Annotated in this window: 8 protein-coding genes and 2 pseudogenes; 5 read left to right on the top strand and 5 right to left on the bottom strand. The window is 69.8% G+C overall.

The window, feature by feature from the left end; genetic code table 11:
* Positions 1-13 precede the first annotated feature (13 nt).
* Together D3H54_RS13755 and D3H54_RS13750 are read right to left on the bottom strand one after the other, a co-directional pair.
* Complete coding sequence (locus D3H54_RS13755) at positions 14-2,350, bottom strand: hypothetical protein (protein ID WP_210419695.1); 2,337 nt, start codon at positions 2,348-2,350, stop codon at positions 14-16.
* Between the two features lie 89 nt (positions 2,351-2,439).
* On the bottom strand, positions 2,440-3,906 hold the full coding sequence (locus tag D3H54_RS13750) for an acetyl-CoA acetyltransferase (RefSeq protein WP_149379501.1): 1,467 nt from the start codon (positions 3,904-3,906) through the stop codon (positions 2,440-2,442).
* A gap of 116 nt (positions 3,907-4,022) precedes the next feature.
* Between D3H54_RS13750 and D3H54_RS13745 the strand changes: the two genes are divergently transcribed.
* Entirely contained in the window at positions 4,023-4,769 is a 747-nt protein-coding gene (locus D3H54_RS13745) for an alpha/beta fold hydrolase (RefSeq protein ID WP_149379500.1), read from the top strand.
* A 100-nt stretch (positions 4,770-4,869) separates the two neighbouring features.
* Positions 4,870-5,310 (top strand): hypothetical protein, encoded by a 441-nt coding sequence (locus D3H54_RS13740; protein WP_149379499.1) that lies wholly within the window; start codon positions 4,870-4,872, stop codon positions 5,308-5,310.
* 75 nt (positions 5,311-5,385) lie between these two features.
* Here the strand turns inward: D3H54_RS13740 and D3H54_RS13735 are convergent.
* A pseudogene (locus tag D3H54_RS13735) lies at positions 5,386-6,821 on the bottom strand (aldehyde dehydrogenase).
* A 1-nt stretch (position 6,822) separates the two neighbouring features.
* Positions 6,823-9,159: a CaiB/BaiF CoA transferase family protein gene (locus tag D3H54_RS13730; RefSeq protein ID WP_286199232.1), complete on the bottom strand. Its 2,337-nt coding sequence runs from the start codon at positions 9,157-9,159 to the stop codon at positions 6,823-6,825.
* A 94-nt stretch (positions 9,160-9,253) separates the two neighbouring features.
* Between D3H54_RS13730 and D3H54_RS13725 the strand changes: the two are divergent.
* Positions 9,254-11,679 (top strand): annotated as a pseudogene (locus tag D3H54_RS13725) (phosphoketolase family protein).
* 45 nt (positions 11,680-11,724) lie between these two features.
* The gene (locus D3H54_RS13720; protein ID WP_149379498.1) at positions 11,725-12,489 is read left to right on the top strand and encodes a CPBP family intramembrane glutamic endopeptidase; all 765 of its coding nucleotides are present in this window, start codon (positions 11,725-11,727) and stop codon (positions 12,487-12,489) included.
* Here the strand turns inward: D3H54_RS13720 and D3H54_RS13715 are convergent.
* On the bottom strand, positions 12,481-13,059 hold the full coding sequence (locus D3H54_RS13715) for a CGNR zinc finger domain-containing protein (RefSeq protein ID WP_149379497.1): 579 nt from the start codon (positions 13,057-13,059) through the stop codon (positions 12,481-12,483). The genes D3H54_RS13720 and D3H54_RS13715 overlap by 9 nt on opposite strands.
* Before the next feature lie 122 nt (positions 13,060-13,181).
* On the opposite strand from D3H54_RS13715, the gene D3H54_RS13710 reads away from it, so the two are divergent.
* Positions 13,182-13,685, top strand: coding sequence for a hypothetical protein (locus D3H54_RS13710; protein WP_286199231.1), 504 nt, complete (start codon positions 13,182-13,184; stop codon positions 13,683-13,685).
* Positions 13,686-13,696 lie beyond the last annotated feature (11 nt).

The following is a 13,696-nucleotide window of genomic DNA, read 5'->3' as shown; positions in this document are numbered from 1 at the left end:
ACGGTATACCGCGTCACACCCGCACCACGTCGCAGGCAGGTGCCAGCACGGTGACCAGCCCGGCCGAGCCGTCCACCCGGACCCGCATGCCGGTGCACAACCCGGCGGCGACCCCCGCGACGAACGGCACACCGATGTGGGTGGCGGCCGCGCCCACATCGCCCAGCGTGGCACCGCCGTCGGTCAGCACTGCGGCAGGTGTGCCCAGCAGCGCCACCGCGTCGATGTCGGCCGCGGAGAAGACGGCGATGTCCTCGGCACCCAGCCCGGCGTCGGCGGCCGAATCGACCACCCGGACAGTGCCTTCCGCGACGCCGGGGAACAGTCCGGTTCCGCGCAGCTCGTCGGAGACCTGCGCGGGTTCTGTTACGGCCACGGGCGTCCAGGCACCGTCGATGACGGCAGGCAGTCGTACCGCCTGCAACCGCTCGCGTTCGGCGATGCGGCGTTTGATGCGCAGCCGGGTGTCGGCGGGGACGGCCAGCGCCTCGTCGATGGTCAGCGCGAAGACGTCGTCGAGCACCGCGATCTTGTCTGCCGCCACCAGCCGAAGGCCCAATTCCCTTACCGCGAGCCGAAGTTGATGGGTGTACCGGAGGGTGGTGTCATAGGCCAACACCCGGCAGGCCCGCGGACCAGGCACCGTCGCGTGGTCATCGTCTCCTGAGTCGCGCACCCGGGCGGCCGCCGCCAGCAGTGCGTCCGGACGATCACCGAGCAGCGACGTCGCGAGCTCCACGGCTCCCGGCCCGCGATGCCCGAGATGGCCCAGCGCCGAGGAGAATGCACTCGCCAGCATCGGCGCACCGGTGCGGGTGGCCGCCATATCACCTGCCTCCAACGCGGCGCGCGCGTACGGATGGGCGCGCAACACCCGCGCCAGCGACGTGATCTCGGCGCTGATGCTCACCGGCTGATCCACCCCGCTCAGCTGCGCCGGGACCGCCTCGGCGAGCACGACCGCAAGCGCACTCAACGTCCAACCTTCATGAACTCTGCTGCGCAGCAGCCGGATTCGGGCATCCAGCTTGGCATCGCGCATCATCTCGAGCTTGGTGGTGTCGCACCGTTCGGCGTCCGCGGCGCCGCGGTATGCCCGCAGGTGGCGGCCGAACATGCGGGCGCCGGCCTGCAGACGAGTCGCTGACATGGCGCCGGTGACCGTGGCGAGCGCAGCGGGGCCCGGCGTCGGCACGTCAGCCGCGGCACGCAATCGGCGCGACAGACCAGCCACACGGGCCGGAAGTCGCGGCTCGGCGGCCGCGAGGGCCGAGGCGCCCAGATAAATGCGATGGCCGAAGGACGCGACCAGGCGGCTCTCCCATTCGCAGGCAACCGCACCGCGCAGATCCAGCAGCGCAGCCAGCGACCGGCCGGCGAGCCGCAACCCGCTCAGATGAAGATCCAGCGACATCGGGGTGAGCGGGCCTGCCGTGGCCTCACTCAGCGGGCCGGCCACGAACACCGGGAAGCGCGGATCGATGCGGTCGTCGAATTCACCGTCGGTGCCCTCGGGTGCGGCCCTGGTGCCGGTCGCCCGCGGAACGGTGGTGACCGGCAGCGGCACTCGCCCGGGGACGGCGAACGCGCCGCCCGCACCGATCTTGCGGCCCTGCAGCCCGCGTACCGTGTCGGCGACGGCATCGCTTGCACCCCAACCGCATTCGAAATCCCACTCGGTTCGCAAGGGGCCCAGGTCGAGCGGGGGGCACAACTGCGGCCAGCCCGGCACACCGCGCACCCTGGGTCGCGGGTCCACACCGCCGAGGAGCCGCGCCGCGGAGACGACGTTGGTGGTGTCGACCCCCGCCAGGTCGACAACACCGGTGCGGTCGGTGCCGACGGCCAGGACCAGGAATCGGATCAGGTCGTCGATGTGCAGCACGTGAAGCGGTCCGGTGGCGTCGGCGTCCAACAGGGCTGCAACAGAGCGGCAGACCAGGGCGTCGGCCTGCCGGCCCATCGGCGCGGCGATGCGCACCACCAGGCTCGGCGCCCAGCCCGTGCTGACCAGGTCCTCCACCTGCTGAAAGCCGCGCGGAGCCAGCAGGGACAGCGACGGGAACACGATCCGCGCACCGCTGCGGGCGGCGGCGTCACAGACCCGGGCGACATCGGCGGGGCGGGTCAGATCGCGCCCTTCGGCGGGCAACTGGACGACCACGTCGGCCAGCTCGGCCAACCGGTACAGCACCGGGTGGCTCAGCGCCGCCGCGACGAACTCGACGCCCGCATCGAGGTCGCGGTGCGCACGCTCGGCGATGCCGTAGACCTCATGGCCCGCGGCCAGCAGGCTCTGGGCGAGGGCGCGACCTAGCTCTCCGGTGACTTCCGTGACCAAGATCCGCATGCCACGCCCCTAGTTCCCCCGTCGTGCTTCGACGAGAATAAGCAGGTCGCGGGGAAAAAATCGCCGTTTCTCGCCACGGGAGAAGCGGATCAGGACAGGTTGGCCCGGCCGTCGGCGTGCACCCGGACCTTCGCACCGGCGATGTCTTCGGCCACGGTGACCGCCGCCGCGTCGGCGTCGTCGATTATGGCCATCGCGCGGGCGTCGTCGGGGGTCCGCACCGCAAGGAACGCCTTTTCCGGGCGGCCGTCGCGATCGAACGGCGTGGTCCAGGACTCGACGGTGCCCTCGCCCTCCCATTCGACCACCGCGGTGCGGGTGGGTTCGCGGTCGACCTCGGACTGGACGTCCTCCCATCGGAAGGCCGCCGGCGGCGGGGTCGCGCTGTACACACCGAAGCTGTGCTTGGTGAGGAACCCGCCGTTGGCGGTGATGAGGCCGTAGGCCGCGGGGGCGTCGCGCAGCAGCCCGGCCATCGTGGCGATGGAGTGCATGACGTAGTTGTTCCACGGGCCGCCGGCGAAGGTCAGCCCGCCGGTGACGGTCAACGGTCGCCGCGGGTCGTCGGTGGGCAGGCCGAGCTCGCCGGCGGCCACCTGCACCGCCGACGGGAAGCACGAGTAGACGTCGATGTGCGCCAGGTCGTCGACGCCGACCCCGGCCAGTTCGAGCGCGCGGCGCCCGGCGATCCGGATCGCGGGTGACCGGTGCAGCTCGTGGCGTTCAGCCACTGAGTAGGTGTCGTGCGAATCGGTGCCTGCGTAGGGGAAAATCCACTGATCGCGCGGGATCTGCAGCGCGGTGGCCTTCTCGGCCGAGCACAGGATGACCACGGCGGCCTGGTTGACCATGTTGTTGGAGTTCATCAGCTTCGGGTACGGCCAGCTGATCATCCGGTTGTCCGGACCGGCCTGCCCGATCTCCTCGGCGCTGCGCGCTTCGCGGCTCCATGCATGCGGGTTGTCGGCGGCCACCGCGCTGAACCGCGACCACATCTCGGCGACCCGGCGCTGGTGATCGGCGACGCTCTCGCCGCGCGCGATCCGCAGCGCCTGCTCGAAGAGCGGATAGACGTGCGACGGCAGCAGCAGCCCGATGCGCTCTTCGGCCGGGCTGGACATCGGGACCTCGTCCTCGGCACCCGGCGGCACTGCGACATCCTCACCCTGACGAGTCCAGTCAGGCTTGATTCCGCCGGCCTGCATACGCTTTCGGTTTCGCCACGTCTCCCCGCCGGCGAGCAGGACGACCTCGGCGCGACCCTGCTGGATGTCCAGGCAGGCCTGATTGACCAGGGACTGGGGCGTGTTGCCACCCACCCCGGTGTAGTACGTCGAAGGGTTGCGGGCGCCGATCCGCTGGCCCAGCAGCAGGCCCGGGTCGCGGTAGCGCCACGACAGCAGGTTGACCACCCGGATGGCGTCGACGGCCTGCAGAACCGCCGAATCGGCGGCCTCGCGCGCGGCCGCAACCATCAGGTCGACGGGTTCGATCTGCGCGTCGTCGCGCTGGTTGACCTGTCCCGCCGCGACCAATACCGGCGTCCGAGGATCCATCGACGGCCCCTATCTGTAGTCGTGACGGCGTTTGACGCCTGTCAAAACCTAGCATCGGCCGGCCGCCGGCCAGATGGGCGGTTCTCCTGCGCAGGCAGCCGTGCCAGGATGGCGCCATGACGGTCGTTCTGGTGCATGGCAATCCGGAAACCGACGTGATCTGGGGCCCGCTGGTCGAGGCACTCGGTCGCGACGACGTGGTGCGGCTGTCGCCGCCCGGCTTCGGTGCGCCGCTACCCGACGACTTCCCGGCGACCATGGTCGCCTACCGGGACTGGCTCATCGGCGAATTGGAGCGCTTCGACGACCCCGTCGACCTCGTCGGCCACGACTGGGGCGGCGGCCATGTGCTCAACGCCGTCATCCACCGCCCCGAACTGGTCCGCAGCTGGGCCAGTGACGTGCTGGGGATCCTGCATCCCGACTACGTCTGGCACGACATGGCTCAGGTCTGGCAGACCCCCGGCGAAGGCGAAGCACTGATCGAAGCGATGATCGGCGGTTCGCTCGACGACCGCGTCGCCCAGATGACGGGGTTGGGCATCTCGGCGGCCGTCGCCACCGAGATGGCGCTCGCGCAGGGACCCGAGATGGGCCGGGCCATCCTGACGCTGTACCGCTCGGCAGCGCAGCCCGCCGTCGCCGAGGCGGGACGGCACCTGGTCAACGCCACCGCGCGCCCTGGTCTGTCACTGCTGGCCACCGAGGACCACTTCGTCGGCACCGAGGAGCAGCGGCGCGCGGCCGCCGAGCAGGCCGGGGCCCGCACCGAGGTGCTCGACGGGCTCGGACACTGGTGGATGCTGCAGGATCCGGTGCGCGGCGCCACCGCGCTGACGCAGTTCTGGGACTCCCTCGACTGATCCCCGCCCGCGTTCAGGATTTGTTTACCGCCGCGGCGGGTAAAGCCCAAGCGTCCCCTAACAAGGAAGTGAGGGCCGCATGGCTGTGGGATCGGGAGTGATGTCAAGGGCCGCTATGACACTGGTCGGTGGCGCCGCGGTACTGACGCTTGCCGTCGGCTGCGGCAGCAGCGATGACAGTTCCAAGACGAGCACGTCGACGACCACGACGACGTCGCCGACCTCGTCCGTGGTTGTGACGACCAGTCCGGCCGGCGGTGACACCACAGCGCCTGGTGGCGCGACGGGCACGGCGCCCGGCGGCGTGACAGGCACGGCGCCAGGTGTCGAAGGCGGCGCCGGACCGGGCGGTGTCAGCGGATCGGCTCCAGGTGTCGAAGGCGGCGCCGGACCGGGCGGTGTCAACGGATCGGCTCCAGGTGTCCAGGGCGGCGCCGGACCGGGCGGTGTCAGCGGATCGGCTCCGGGCGTCCAGGGCGGCGCAGGACCGGGCGGAGCCGGCGGCTGCGTCAACGGCGTGGGCTGCCTCGGAACGGGCTAGCACGGGCTGGCACCGGGTTAACCACACCCTTAGCTGAGTGGCCATTCGTGACGCGGACGCGTCACGGGTGGCCACTCAGTCGTCTGCGGGTCCGACCCGGTAGATCGACTTGAGGGCGAAGAAGGCGTCCAGACCCTCCGGGCCGAGCTCGCGGCCGATACCGCTGGCCTTCACTCCCCGAAAGGCGCACGGAAGTCCAGCTGGTAGTCGTTGATTCCGACGGTGCCGGTGCGCACCGCACGGGCGATCTCGATGGCCCGCTCGTCGTCGGTCGACCACACCGTGCCCGCCAGGCCGAACTCGCTGTCGTTGGCCAGCGCGACGGCCTCGTCGTCGCCGTCGTACGGGATCACCGCGAGCACCGGCCCGAAGATCTCCTCCTGGGCGATCTGATCAGAGTTGTCGACGTCGGCGAACACCGTCGGCGAGACGAACCAGCCGCGCGGCTGATCGGCCGGAACCGAGCCGCCCGCAACCAGTTTCGCCGAGCTTGCCTTCCCGGATTCGATGTAGCCCAGCACCCGCTCGCGTTGACGGGCGCTGACCAGCGGGCCGATATCGGTCGACCTGTCCAGCGGATCACCGACAGTGAGGTCACCGACCATGCCGACGAGCGCGTCGAGCACCTCGCCGTAGCGCGATCGAGGCGCCAGGATCCGCGAACTGAGGTGGCAGGTCTGGCCGTTGTTGACGAACGACGCGTTCCGCAGGCCTTGGACGGTGGCGTCCAGGTCGGCGTCGTCGAGGATGATCGCGGCCGATTTTCCGCCCAGCTCGAGGGTGACCGGGCGCAGCAACCGGCCGCACACCTCGCCGATCGCCCGGCCGGCGACCGTCGACCCGGTGAACGTCACCTTGTCCACGCCGGGATGCGATACCAGGTAGGCGCCGGCCGCCGCGCCGCCGGGAACGATGTTGAGCACGCCCGCGGGCAGCCCGGCCTCCTGGGCGGCGTGGGCGAACACCAAGGCGTCCAGTGCGGTTTCGGGGGCGGCCTTGAGCACCACCGTGCAGCCGGCCGCCAGCGCGGGCGCCAGCTTGAACGCGGCCAGCGCCTGCGGATAGTTCCACGGCACGATCGCGGCCACCACACCGATGGCTTCCCGGCGCACGACGGTGTGCCCGATCATGCTCGGGCGGATTTCCTCGATCGGTGTATCGGTGATCAGCTGCGCGTAGTAGCGCATCAGGGCGGCCGGGAAGCGCCCGTTGGCACCGCGCGACAGCGACATCGGCATGCCGTTCTCACGGCTCACCAGTTCGTCGGTGGACCGCGCGCGGCTCTCCAGGGCTGCAGCGAAGGCGGTGAGCACGTCGGCCCGGTGATCGGGCGAGGTGGACTGCCACTGCGCGAGGGCGGCCCGCGCGGCGGCCACCGCGGCGTCGATATCGGCCTCGGTGGCGCTGGCGCCGTCGCCCAGCGGCTCACCGGTCGCCGCTTCTATCACCGGCTGCACCTGATCGGCCTTGAGGAACTTTCCATCGACGAAAATCTCTGCGGCGGTGGTCATCTCATCGCTCCTGGGTTTCGGCGGCCGCAGCGAACAGCACGCCGTCGGCGATCAGCTGGTCGATCTCGTCGGCCGTCATGTTCAGCACGTCGCGACAGATCTGGCGGGTGTCTGCGCCGGGCAGCGGCGCGGGGCGCTGGGGCGCGGGCGGGATGTGGCGGTAGGGCGCCGGCCCGGCCTCGGTCGGCAGCGGATGCTCGAGCAGCGGATGGACCATGTCGCTGAACACTTTTCGCAACGTCAGCTGCGGGTCGTCGGCCAGGTCGGCGACCCGGTTCATCGGGCCGGCGGGCACCCCGGCGGCCTGCAGCGCCTCGGCAACCTGCAGCGGCGAGCGCGCCCTGGTCCAGTCCGCCAGCTCCGTGTCGCCGATGACGGCGGCCACCGCCTTGCGGTCGGCATCGGACCGAATAGACACCACGCACCATTCGTCATCCCCGGCGCACGCAAGCACCAGATGCGCGGCGGGATCCGGCTCGATGTGCCCGACTCCGGTCGCGGCGGCGGCCAGCGTGACGTAGAGGGTGTCGAGTTGGTTGATCGCGGCTTCGGCCTGCGACACGTGGGTCCGGGCGCCGATCCCGTCCCGCTCGCGTCGGATCAGTCCGGCCAGCGCCCCGATCGCGCTGATCCGTCCCACGACATGGTCAGGGAAGATCGTCGTCGCGTCGTAGAACGCATGCCGCGCAGTGGGCGCAGCAGGTTCCTGCGACGTCCACAGCCGGGTCACGCCGATCGTCGCGCGTACCAGCGGGCCGTACCCCAGGCGCTTGCTCCACGGGCCGGTGTCCCCGAATGCGCTGCTTTCGGCCAGTACCAGGCCGGGATTGAGCTCCCGCAGTCGTTCGGCGGTAAAGCCAAGTGCGGCCAGGGTTCCCGGCTTGAAGTTGGCGAACACCGCATCGGAGGCGGCCACCAGCCTGCCGAACACCTCGGCACCCGCGGGGCTGCGCAACTCCAGGCCCAGGCCGAGCTGGTTGCGATGAGCGCGGGCGAACGACTCGCTGATCTGCTGATCGGGACGCTTCTGGCGCAGGCCGTCGGGGTAGCCGGCACTCTCGATCTTGATCACCTCGGCGCCGAGGTCGCCGAACAGCCGGCTCAGTTCACCGCCGGCGACGATGACGCCGAGGTCCAGTACCCGGACCCCGGCCAGCGGCCGGGCACCCACCGCCTGGGTGGAAGCGGGCGCGAATTGCGCTGATGCCCAACGGGTGTCGTTGCCATCGAGGCCGGGTGCCGGTGTGCGGTATCCGGCGTGGCTGCCGTCGACCACCCAGTAGCCGGCCGGTACCCGAGCCGTCACGCCGGGCGCCAACTCGGCGTCGAGCAGCGCCCCGACCTCGGTGAGATGCTCGGACTCCAGCGCTTGCGACGGAGTCAGCACTGCGGCGATCGGTACGCCGTGCGCCTGACCCTCGGCAACCAGCTGAGCCATCGTCTTGTCGGCGAACAGCGCGGCCATCAACTGGCCGAGCTCACCGAAGGCTTTGGTGCGGGCGGCAATCGAGTCGAAGACCGGGTCCTGGAACTGTTCTGGCTCCCCCAGCCATGCCCGCATGCCGCGCCACTGCCGGGGCGCCAGCACACAGATCCGCACATAGCCGTCGCGGCAGGCGAAGATCGGATACGAATCCTGATTTCGCGGCCTGCCGCGCCAGCGCTCGGCCGCGTTGCGGGCGGTCGCGGCCTGACCCTGCGTCCCGAACGGCGGATCCAATGCCAGCACCACGGCGTCGTACCGGGAGAAGTCGATGTAATCGCCGGTCCCACAGCGCAATCGGTTGAAGTACGCCACCAGTACCGCCCATGCCGCCTGCACGGCCGCGGTGGTGGAGGCGATACCGTCCGGGGGCAGCACCGGTGTGCCCGTCATCGGTCCCGACCGAGACAGCGCCGTGGACATCGCGTAGAGCACCGGGTCACTGGCTCGCCACGACGCCCGCGGACCCTCGGCGCCGAAGTCGGTGACCGACATCGCGACCAGCTGCGGGAACTGGTCGGCCAACGCGGCTCCGGAGGTGCCGAACTCCGCCACCAGACCGGGGGTTCCGCTGTCGACGAGGATGTCGGCCTCGCCGGCCAGCTCGACGAACCGGCGCCGGTCGGCGTCGGCGGCGGGATCGAGCACCAGGGCGCGCTTGTTCGCGTTGTGTAGCGCGAACGGGATGCTGACGCCGTCGAGGGTGGGCAGCGCCCGGCGGGCGGGGCTACCTCCCGGCGCCTCGACCTTGATGACATCGGCACCAAGGTCGGCCAGCAGCCGGGTGACCGGGTCGCCGGTCTGGTCGCACAGATCCAGCACTCGCACGCCGGCGAGCAGCGCGGGAGCGGTCACGAGTCCATCGCCAAGCCGAGCACGTCGGACAGCGTAGTAGTGAACAATCGGTGCCCCGGCAGCGCGGTCGCCGCGATCGGGGTTTGATGGACCCATGGACTCGATAAGCGAAGAGACCATTGACCAACTCGACGGCTGGTGGCGGGCAGCCAATTATCTCTCGGTCGGACAGATATATCTTCTGGACAATCCGTTGTTGCGCACGCCGCTGACCCGCGAGCACGTCAAACCCCGGCTGCTCGGCCACTGGGGCACCACCCCGGGGCTGAACTTCCTCTACGCCCACCTCAACCGCACCATCACGGCGCGCGAGCAGTCCACCGTGTACGTCACCGGACCCGGTCACGGCGGCCCCGGCCTGGTGGCCAATGCCTACCTGGACGGCACGTACACCGAGACCTACCCCGACATCACCCGGGACGCCGAAGGCCTGCGCCGGCTGTTCCGCCAGTTCTCCTTCCCCGGCGGCATTCCCTCGCACGTCGCTCCGGAGACACCCGGGTCGATCCACGAGGGCGGCGAGCTCGGCTACGCGCTGTCGCACGCCTACGGTGCCGCCTTCGACAATCCGGACCTGCTGGTGGTCGCGGTGGTCGGCGACGGCGAGGCCGAGACCGGCGCACTGGCCACCAGCTGGCATTCCAACAAGTTCGTCAACACCGCGCGCGACGGTGTGGTGCTGCCGATCCTGCACCTCAACGGCTACAAGATCGCCAACCCGACGGTGCTGGCCCGTATCCCCGAGGACGAATTACGCAGCCTCATGGTCGGATTCGGGCACGAGCCCTACTTCTTCGAGGTGACCGAGGACGCGGCGGCGGATCACGCCGACGCGCACCGCCGGTTCGCGGCACTGCTCGACGACGTGCTGGACCGGATCGCCGAGATCAAGGCCTCGCCCTCGGATGAGCGGCCGGCCTGGCCGATGATCGTGTTCCGCACCCCCAAGGGATGGACCGGCCCGGCCTATATCGACGGCAAGAAGACCACCGGATCGTGGCGCGCGCACCAGGTCCCGCTGGCCAGCGCCAGAGACACCCCTGAGCATCTGCAGGTGCTCGCCGACTGGCTGGCGTCCTATCGCGCCGAGGAACTCTTCGACGCCGACGGCACGCTGGACCCACGTATCGCCGCGCTGGCGCCGCAGGGTCAGCTGCGGATGAGCGACAACCCGCACACCAACGGCGGGTTGTTGCTCAAAGACCTTCGGCTGCCCGACTTTCGGGCGTTCGGGGTAGACGTGCCCGCACCGGGCGCCACGGTCTCCGAGGCCACCCGGGTGCTCGGCCAGTGGCTGACCGAGGTGATCCGGCTCAATCCGGACAACTTCCGGATCTTCGGGCCTGACGAAACCGCGTCCAACCGGCTGCAGGCGGTCTTCGACGTGACCGACAAGCAGTGGAGTGCCGAACTTCTCGGACCCGAGGTCGACGAACATCTGGCCCGCGCGGGGCGAGTGATGGAGATGCTGTCGGAACATCAGTGCCAGGGCTGGCTGGAGGGTTACCTGCTGACCGGCAGGCACGGGTTGTTCAACTGCTACGAGGCGTTCATCCACATCATCGACTCGATGTTCAACCAGCACGCCAAATGGCTGAAGGTGACCAACCACATTCCGTGGCGCCGGCCGATCGCCAGCCTCAATTACCTTCTGTCCAGCCATGTTTGGCGCCAAGATCACAACGGGTTCAGCCATCAGGACCCGGGGTTCATCGACCACGTCGTCAACAAGCGGGCCGAAGTGGTGCGGGTGTACCTCCCCCGGATGCCAACACCCTGCTCTCCACCTACGACCACTGCCTGCGCTCGCGCCAGTACGTCAACGTCGTCGTCGCAGGCAAGCAGCCGCACCCCAACTTCCTCACCATGGAGGAGGCGATCGCGCACTGCACCCGGGGCCTGGGCATCTGGGAGTGGGCCGGCAACGAGACGATCGGCGAGGATCCCGACGTGGTGATCGCCGCCGCCGGTGACGTCCCGACGCTGGAGGCCCTGGCCGCCGTCGACCTGCTGCGCCAGCACCTGCCGGAGTTGCGGGTCCGGTTCGTCAACGTCGTCGACCTGATGCGGCTGCAGGACGACACCGAACACCCGCACGGGCTGTCGAGCCGGGCGTTCGACGGGGTCTTCACCGCGGACAAGCCGGTGATCTTCGCCTATCACGGCTATCCCTGGCTGATTCACCGGCTGACCTACCGCCGCAGCAACGACAGCCGCATCCATGTGCGCGGCTACAAGGAAGAGGGCACCACCACGACACCGTTCGACATGGTGATGCTCAACGACCTGGACCGCTATCACCTGGTCATCGACGTCATCGATCGGGTGCCGCACCTGCAGTCGAGCTGCGCCACACTGCGCCAGCAGATGGTCGACAAACGGCTGGCGGCCCGCGAGTACACCCGAACGCACGGCGACGACATCCCCGAAGTGCGCGACTGGGTGTGGCCGGATGCGCGCGGAACGCAGGCGGGTGCGGTGGTCGACGCGACCACCGCGACCGGCGGGGACAACGAGTAGAACTTTGCTGGGGCACCGCTGAGCGCGGGTACACTCGGACGGGTTATGTCTGAGCTCAGCGCAGTGGCCGCGCCGCCCCACCCCGCGGTATCGCAGCTGGCCGCCCTGCATCACTTCCGCGTCTACGTCGATATCGGCGTCGTCGTCGTCGTGCTCGCCATGACGAACCTGCTCGCCCACTTCACCACGCCGTGGGCCAACATCGCCGTGGTGCCCGCCGCCGCCGCGGGCTTGCTGTTGCTGGTGCGCTCCCGCGGGTTGGGTTGGGCCGAACTGGGATTGGGTCGCGAACACTGGAAGTCCGGCGCGCTCTACGCGCTCGGTGCGGTGCTGCTGGTGTTCACCGTGATCGCGGTCGGCGCCCTGCTCCCCTGGACTCGCCCGATGTTCCTGAACAACCACTACGCGACGCTGTCGGGCGCGCTGGTCGCCTCGATGATCATCATCCCGCTGCAGACCGTGATCCCCGAGGAGCTGGCCTTCCGCGGTGTGCTGCACGGGGCGCTCGACCGGGCCTGGGGTTTTCGCGGCGTGGCCGCCGCCGGCTCGTTGCTGTTCGGTCTGTGGCACGTCGCCACCTCGCTGGGTTTGACCAGCAGTAACGTCGGTTTCACCCGGCTGTTCGGCGGCGGATTCCTGGGCATGCTCGCCGGGGTGGTGATGGCGGTGCTGGCCACCGGTGCGGCCGGCTTCGTGTTCACCTGGCTACGGCGGCGCAGCGGCAGCCTGATCGCGCCGATCGCGTTGCACTGGTCGCTCAACGGCCTCGGTGCGCTGGCCGCCGCGCTGGTGTGGCACCTGTCAACCTGAGGTTCGGGTGCGCCGCGCGCGAAACTCCCGGTTCTTGAGCTTGTTGCCACACGTGGCCATGTCGCACCAGGTGCCGCCGTGGTTGCGGGAGCGGTCGTAGAACGCCCACCGGCAGTTCGCGTTGCCGCACGCCTTCAGCTGCGCCCACGTCCCGTCGCGCTGGGCCTCCGAGACGATCAGCAGCAGCGACAGCAGCCGTCCCGGCAGGGAATCGGCGTCGGCGGCCACGTCGAGCGCGCCGTCCGGACCGAGGTGCACCCGCGCGGTGGCGGTGTCGGTGATCCGGCTCAGCGGGCGAAGGTCGTCGGGTGTCGGCGCAGGACCGCCCGCGTTGTGCACCAGTAGTGCACGCAGCGCCTCCCGCACCTCGCGGATCTGGTCCAGTTCCTGCGGCGTGACAGTTCCGTCGGCCGCGAGCAGGCCGTGGGATCGCAACCAGAGCTCGGCGTCGTCGGCGGCGGCCAGCCGGTCGGCACCAGATTCGAGGTCGGCGGTGTTGACCAGCGCCTGAACCCGGTCGAGCGGCTCGGGCGCCGGCTTGCTCTCGGGTTCTGCCAGCCAGTCGGCCATGGCGTCGAGTGTAGATATCGGTGACCATCAAAACAACTTGACTGGTCATGAATGACCGGTGTAACGTTTTGGGTGGTCATTTAGAGTGAGGCAACGAGGCCTGCTCGGAACAGGAAACGCCCATGGGGCTCAACCAATTTCACGATAACTTCGGCGAGATTAACACCCGGCTGACGGGCGGCCTCGACGCCCCCGCGCCGGCCGCGTCGCATCACGACGCGACGGTCACCGCGCGGCTACGGGCGCGATTGTTCGCCGGCCGGCTCGACCGCGACGTCGAGGACGGCATCGCACCACTGCCCGGCAGCCCGCTGGCGGTCCACCTGGCGCGACTGACCTCGATCTCCGAACGCGAAGCGCTGGCCCGCAGTCTGCGCCACGCCCTCGGCGACCTGCACCGTGACCGGCCGGCGTTCTCGTCGCACATCCCGGTGCATCCGCAGCGATTGGCGACCTGCCGCGACGTGGTCGACGACATCACGTTGCGACTGCACGCCCCGCAACCGGTGCGGGCGCGCGGTATGGCCCGGCTGCGGATCCTGCTGTCCGACGGAACCGGTCCGCTGTACCGCAGCGGGCGGGGCAGCCTCGCCGCCGCACTGCGCGGAGTCCTTGCCGCTCTCTGAGCCGCCCTCTG

Origin of the sequence: Mycobacterium sp. ELW1, from assembly GCF_008329905.1 — a bacterium.
Lineage (GTDB): Bacteria > Actinomycetota > Actinomycetes > Mycobacteriales > Mycobacteriaceae > Mycobacterium.
This window is presented reverse-complemented; position numbering and strand designations above follow the sequence as displayed.